The 5,626-nt window shown below is 65.2% G+C and carries 9 protein-coding genes; 2 read left to right on the plus strand and 7 right to left on the minus strand.

What is annotated here, in order from left to right; genetic code table 11:
• Window positions 1–463, plus strand: a 463-nt coding sequence (locus BHE75_RS03560) for an SPOR domain-containing protein (protein WP_191225140.1), incomplete at its 5' end; no start/stop codon positions are given.
• A 178-nt stretch (window positions 464–641) separates the two neighbouring features.
• On the opposite strand, the gene BHE75_RS03565 is transcribed toward BHE75_RS03560, so the two are convergent.
• The 6 genes from BHE75_RS03565 to BHE75_RS03590 form a co-directional block, all read right to left on the minus strand.
• A complete protein-coding gene (locus BHE75_RS03565; protein WP_015459313.1) occupies window positions 642–854 on the minus strand; it encodes a DUF4170 domain-containing protein in 213 nt (70 codons plus the stop codon).
• 82 nt (window positions 855–936) lie between these two features.
• Window positions 937–1,533 (minus strand): MlaC/ttg2D family ABC transporter substrate-binding protein, encoded by a 597-nt coding sequence (locus tag BHE75_RS03570; RefSeq protein ID WP_015459314.1) that lies wholly within the window; start codon window positions 1,531–1,533, stop codon window positions 937–939.
• Between the two features lie 77 nt (window positions 1,534–1,610).
• Window positions 1,611–2,084: a DUF883 family protein gene (locus BHE75_RS03575; RefSeq protein ID WP_015459315.1), complete on the minus strand. Its 474-nt coding sequence runs from the start codon at window positions 2,082–2,084 to the stop codon at window positions 1,611–1,613.
• A 42-nt stretch (window positions 2,085–2,126) separates the two neighbouring features.
• A complete protein-coding gene (locus BHE75_RS03580; protein ID WP_070932461.1) occupies window positions 2,127–2,471 on the minus strand; it encodes a DUF3618 domain-containing protein in 345 nt (114 codons plus the stop codon).
• Entirely contained in the window at window positions 2,468–2,839 is a 372-nt protein-coding gene (locus tag BHE75_RS03585) for a phage holin family protein (protein WP_015459317.1), read from the minus strand. Before BHE75_RS03585 ends, BHE75_RS03580 begins: the two co-directional genes overlap by 4 nt.
• A gap of 8 nt (window positions 2,840–2,847) precedes the next feature.
• Entirely contained in the window at window positions 2,848–3,336 is a 489-nt protein-coding gene (locus tag BHE75_RS03590) for a hypothetical protein (RefSeq protein WP_070935454.1), read from the minus strand.
• Window positions 3,337–3,504: 168 nt separating this feature from the next.
• Between BHE75_RS03590 and eno the strand changes: the two genes are divergently transcribed.
• Window positions 3,505–4,782, plus strand: coding sequence for a phosphopyruvate hydratase (gene eno, locus BHE75_RS03595; RefSeq protein ID WP_070932463.1), 1,278 nt, complete (start codon window positions 3,505–3,507; stop codon window positions 4,780–4,782).
• A gap of 68 nt (window positions 4,783–4,850) precedes the next feature.
• Here the strand turns inward: eno and BHE75_RS23900 are convergent.
• A partial coding sequence (locus tag BHE75_RS23900; protein ID WP_191225141.1) for a hypothetical protein occupies window positions 4,851–5,626 on the minus strand: 776 nt, incomplete at its 5' end.

The following is a 5,626-nucleotide window of genomic DNA, read 5'->3' on the forward strand; positions in this document are numbered from 1 at the left end:
GCTGAAGGCGACGGCTCCATCGGTAACGCCCGTCGCCGTGCCGGCGATGCTGGCCCCGCCGCCGGCCAGGCCCGTCCGGGCCGCCTTCGTCGCGCCCGAACCGGCCCTGCGGCAGGCCTCGCTCCCGATCCAGCGCGTGGCGAGCGAGGGCGGCTTCGTCGTCCAGCTCGGCGCCTATAGCACCGCCGCGCGGGTGGAGACGGCCTGGAGCCGCATCGCCGCGCGCGTCCAGATGATCGCGGATTATGTGCCGTCCAGCAGCGCGTTCGATCTGGAACGGGCCGGCACCGTCTATCGCCTCAGCCTCGGCGGCTTCCAGACCCGCGCCGCCGCGGTCGATCTTTGCGAGAAGGTGCGCCTGAAGGGCGGCGAATGCTTCGTGCGCGCGGCGCTTGGCGATCGTCCGCTGCGCTGGGCGTCCGCAACGTCTGCCGGGGGCGGCCGGCAGCTCGCCTCGCGCTGAACGGCCGGCGCGCGCCGACGGGCCGATCGCAAGGGCTATTCCCCTTGCCGCGATTTCCGGCTAGCGTCGCGCCTGCGAATTTTCCTGATCGGATAGGAGAGGGCGAAAGTCCGGCCGTCTTCCCCGCCTTGGCGGGGAAGACGGAATAACCCCTGCCGGCCGCGCCGCAGGAATTTCCTTACATCTCCGGCTGAAGCAGCCGATGGAGATGGACCACCACATATTTCATCTCGGCATCGTCCACCGTGCGCTGGGCCGCCCCGCGCCAGGCCTTTTCCGCCGACTCGTAATCGTCGAAGAAGCCGACGACGTCGATCGCGTTCAGATCCTCGAATTCCAGCGTGCGGGGATCCTTAACGCGACCCCCGAAAACAAGGTGCATCTTGCTCATCATCATGTCCCTAATTGTGGGTTTGGCGCCCGCCTAGCACGGACGCCGCACCGCAACAATCACGAGGGCCGGCGCGCCTGCCTCAGCCCTTGGACTTCATGAACGCGACGAGCTTGTCGAAGCCGTTGCGCTGGATATAGGCGTCGAAATCGGCCGCCTGGGTAAGCGCCAGGTTGATGCCGGCGACGGTGAGGTTCGAAACCTTGTAGCCGGCCGGCGTCTTGGTGACGGACCAGATGGCGGTAATCGGCTGCTGGCCCTTCTTCACCACCTGGGTGACGACGGCGGCGCCGTTCGCGGCCGGCTGGGACCGGATGACCTTGAGGTCGGCATCGGCATATTCGAACAGCCGGTCGGCATAGATGCCGATCACGTAATTGGGCAGCGCGGCCTGGTAGGCGGCAAGCTGATCGGGCTTCAGCGTCGGCTTCCAGCGGCGGATCAGCCGATCGCCGATCTGGTCGATCGCGAAATGCTGGGAGAGGAGATCGCGGAACTTGACCTTGGCGGCCGCCCGGTTGCCGCCGCGCAGCGCGCCGAAGCCTTCCTGCGAAAGCCCGGAGATGAAGGCCTGCGGATCCTGATTGTTGATCGCGGCGGCGGACGCCGGCGTCGCCAGCGCGATCGGGGCGGCAAGACCGGCCAGCGCGATCGTCGCGGCGGTGAACGGGATACGCATCGAAATCATTCTTCTGTCGCTCCGGATTTGGTTCTGCCGCGGCTTTCGCCCCGGATCGGTGAACCGGGCTTGAATATTCAGTGATTCTTGACGGCGTTGACTGCGGCGCTGCCGGCGGCGCCCGCCGATCGGGTGGCGGCTTCGAACAGCTTGCCCACCTGCTGGGACGCCGCATCCTTGTTGATGCCGAGGTCGTCCAGCGTTTCGCGCCCGGCTTCCTTGGCGGCGGCGATCGCCACGCGCGCGGCTTCATTGAGCTTGCCGCCGACCGGCGCCAGCGCCGCCTTCTCGCGCTCGCCGCGCGGCAGGAGCGCGCCCACAACCGCGCCGATCGCGATGCCGGCGACAAGCGCCGCGACGGGATTGTCCTCGATCCCCTGGATCGTCGCCGATTTCGCCTCGGATGCCTTCTCCCGCGCGCTTTCCAGCGCTTCGGACGCGGCGACGCGGGTATTGTGCGCCCGTTCGCGCAGCTGATCCTTGGCCTCGCTCAGCTTCTCGCTGGCATAGGCGCCCGCCCGTTCGGCGCTGTCCTTCACGCTGTTGCTCATCGCTCGTCTCCTCGTTCCGCCGGGCGGGCCGGCGCGATTGGGTCAGTCTTCGCCAGAACCGTTCGGGGCGGCGGCGGTTTCCTCGTCCGTCCCCGCTTCGTCTCGTTTCGCCAGCAGGTGCATGATGCCCCGCACGATGGGCTTGCGGGCAAGGAACAGCGCGACGCCGCCGGCGATGGCGGCGGTGCGCGCCGGCTTCTCCTTCGCGGCAGCCAGCGCCTCGGCCGCCAGCTCCTCGCCATGCTCGCGCAATTCGTCCCATGCCTCGCGCGCCAACGCCTTTGGATTGAGCCTTGCCTGGATCTCGCCCAGCGTGCTGCCGAGCCGCGCGCGGGCGGCGGCGGCGCGGGCGCGGGCATTGGCGATATCTGCTTCGTCGCCGATCACCGGTCCCGCTCCGCTTGCGTCGGCTCATCCTCTTCCGGCGGCGCGACCGTCGGCAGGCGTTTCAACCCCTCGCGCACCAGCAGGCCGGCGACGAGGAAACCGGCGAGCCCCGCGACGATCCCGCCGCCCACCGGGCCGATGAAGCGCGCAAGGCCGATCGCGAAGCCGATCATCAGCGCGCTGGCGGAGCCGAGGGCGATGAGCACGCCGGCCAGCATCAGCGCCACCGCCAGCCTTGCGGCCAGCGCGCGGCGGATGGCAAGCCGGCGATAGACCGCCAGCTCGGCGCGGATCAGCTCCCCCCCCTGATCGACGGCGCGATTGAAGAGCTCGCCGATCGAAGTGCCCGGTTCCTTCGCCCCCGCCATCGCGATGCTCAGGCCGATTTGTCCTGCCCGCCATCCTTGCCGGCCCTCACCAGCCGGGCGAGGACGAAGCCGACGGCGACGGCGGCGCCGATCGCGAGCGCCGGGGATTTGCGGACGACGGTGCGGGCATCCTCGAGCAGCTCGTCCACATCCTTGGAGCGCAGCGATGTCGCGACATTGGATACGGCGGAGGCCGCCTTGCGGGCATAATCGCCATATTGGGCGCCGACCTTGTCGTCGATGGTGCTGGCCGCGTCGTCCATCAGGCGGGTGACGCTATCCAGCCCCTCGACGGCCTTCTCCTTGCCGATCGCGGCATAATCGCGGGCCTTGCCGGCGGCCTGCTCCTTGAAGTCGCTCGCCTGCTCGCCGACCTTTTCCTTCGCCGCGGCAAAGGCTTCGCGCGCCTTCGATCCGGTTGGATTGATATCGATCTCGGCGGCGTTGGGCGTGGCCGGCTGGTTCGGCTTTTCGGTGGAATCCGGGGTCGTGGGCATGTGCGTCTCCGTCGAAAGCGTTTCGCTGTCCGCTTCTCCAACATCCGCCCCTGCCCGGATGTTCCGCCGCGAAACCATTCGCTACACGGCCGGCGAAGCGTTGCCTATCGCTCCTCCTGCGGATAGAGCGCGGGCCATCCAGCGTCCAGAAAAAGGTGCGATTCCGAAATGACTGCGATCATCGACGTCCACGCCCGGCAGATCATCGACAGCCGGGGCAATCCCACCGTCGAGGTTGACGTGACGCTGGAGGACGGCAGCTTCGGCCGCGCCGCCGTGCCGTCGGGCGCCTCCACCGGCGCGCACGAGGCCGTCGAGAAGCGGGACGGCGACAAGAGCCGCTGGCAGGGCAAGGGCGTGAGTGCCGCGATCGACGCGGTGAACGGCGAGATCGCCGAGGCCGTGACGGGCATCGACGCCGAGGACCAGCAGGAAATCGACGCGGTGATGATCGATCTCGACGGCACGCCCAACAAGGGCCGGCTGGGCGCGAACGCGATCCTGGGCGTCAGCCTCGCGGTGGCGAAGGCCGCTGCCGATGCGCGCGGCCTGCCGCTCTATCGCTATGTCGGCGGCACCGCCGCCCATGTGCTGCCGGTGCCGATGATGAACATCATCAACGGCGGCGTCCATGCCGACAATCCGATCGATTTCCAGGAATTCATGATCATGCCGGTCGGCGCGGAAAGCCTGGCCGAGGCGCTGCGCTGCGGATCGGAAATCTTCCACACGCTGAAGAAGGCGCTGCACGACAAGGGCCTGGCGACGGCGGTGGGCGACGAAGGCGGCTTCGCGCCGAACCTCGCCTCCGCACCGGCCGCGCTCGACTTCATCATGGCGAGCATCGAGAAGGCCGGATACAAGCCGGGCGACGATGTGGTGCTGGCGCTTGACTGCGCGGCGACCGAATTCTTCAAGAACGGCGTCTATGATTTCGAGGGCGAAGGCGTGAAGCGCTCGCCCGCCGAAATGGCCGATTACCTCGCCGATCTCTGCGCCCGCTACCCGATCAAGTCGATCGAGGACGGCATGGGCGAGGATGATTTCGAAGGCTGGAAGATCCTGACCGACAAGATCGGCGACAAGGTGCAGCTCGTCGGCGACGACCTGTTCGTCACCAACCCGGAACGCCTGCGCCAGGGCATCAGGGACGGCCTCGCCAATTCGCTGCTGGTGAAGGTGAACCAGATCGGCACGCTGTCCGAAACGCTGGAGGCCGTCTCCACCGCGCAGCGCGCCGGCTACACCGCCGTCATGTCGCACCGCTCGGGCGAGACCGAGGACGCGACCATCGCCGACCTCGCCGTCGCCACCAATTGCGGGCAGATCAAGACCGGGTCGATGGCCCGTTCGGACCGGCTGGCCAAATATAACCAGCTGCTCCGCATCGAGGAGGAACTGGGCTTCGTCTCGCGCTACGCGGGCCGCTCGATCTTCCAAGGCTGAGCCGCTATTTTGCACCTTGATGCTCTGATGTTAATCGAGGGCATCAAGGTGCAAAGGCAATATTGCCGTCAACGCTTGCCTGTAAAATGACCTAAGTAATATAATCCACTGGATTTCTGTGAAAACTCGAATACGGCCGCCATTTCGGCGCGGTCGGGGCCGTATAGTTTCCCTCGAAAAGTGCCCTGGAAATCATTCTCGGCATCGAACAGGCGACCACGAATTTCGTTCGTTGTGCTATCGAAGTTGCCGCTCACCTGGAGCATGGCAACGGGTTTCACCGTATTTTCTTCAGATATTGCGAGTGGTACCGAGCCGCTTACGGGGGCATCGGTCTTTGACGGTGTTATGGACCAACTTGCTGGCCCAGGTTGGAGCATGATAGTTGCGCCATTGCTGGCGCTGAATACCACAGGATAGCCATCATATCCCAAGAAATTTGGAATACTGCCACCGGATTTCGACGGCTTTCCAAAAAAAGCCATGGCAAATCGATATGCCGGAACCTCTTGGCCATTCCAAATTTGCTTTCCGATTGGCCACCGCCCAATGACGTCCGTCACGTATCGTGTCCGAATCTGGTCGTGGAAACCGATAAGCAGATACTCTTCGGAGCGATTATATTGACGAGATGGTGTGCTTACGAAGCGCTCCGCGCCTACAAAGAAAAGTGAGCGACCTTCAATTGATAGTTCGATTTGTTCTGGGGAATTTTTATAAGACAAATTTGCGGATTTCGAATCATTCGTTAGAGTCTGATTCAAAACTATCGGGCCTGATTTCATGCTCTTGCGATGCGGCGAGTAAGGAGCTGGATCGAGGCGATGAACAGCCACGCGGTTGC

This window comes from Edaphosphingomonas haloaromaticamans (genome assembly GCF_001853345.1).
GTDB classification, from domain to species: domain Bacteria; phylum Pseudomonadota; class Alphaproteobacteria; order Sphingomonadales; family Sphingomonadaceae; genus Sphingomonas_E; species Sphingomonas_E fennica.

Excerpts from the sequence above, each read along its gene's own strand:
- BHE75_RS03590 (WP_070935454.1), bottom strand. The coding sequence starts at position 3,336 with ATGCCCACGACCCCGGATTCCACCGAAAAGCCGAACCAGCCGGCCACG.
- BHE75_RS03585 (WP_015459317.1), bottom strand. The coding sequence starts at position 2,839 with ATGGCGGGGGCGAAGGAACCGGGCACTTCGATCGGCGAGCTCTTCAAT.
- BHE75_RS03565 (WP_015459313.1), bottom strand. The coding sequence starts at position 854 with ATGAGCAAGATGCACCTTGTTTTCGGGGGTCGCGTTAAGGATCCCCGC.
- BHE75_RS03570 (WP_015459314.1), bottom strand. The coding sequence starts at position 1,533 with ATGCGTATCCCGTTCACCGCCGCGACGATCGCGCTGGCCGGTCTTGCC.
- eno (WP_070932463.1), top strand. The coding sequence starts at position 3,505 with ATGACTGCGATCATCGACGTCCACGCCCGGCAGATCATCGACAGCCGG.
- BHE75_RS03575 (WP_015459315.1), bottom strand. The coding sequence starts at position 2,084 with ATGAGCAACAGCGTGAAGGACAGCGCCGAACGGGCGGGCGCCTATGCC.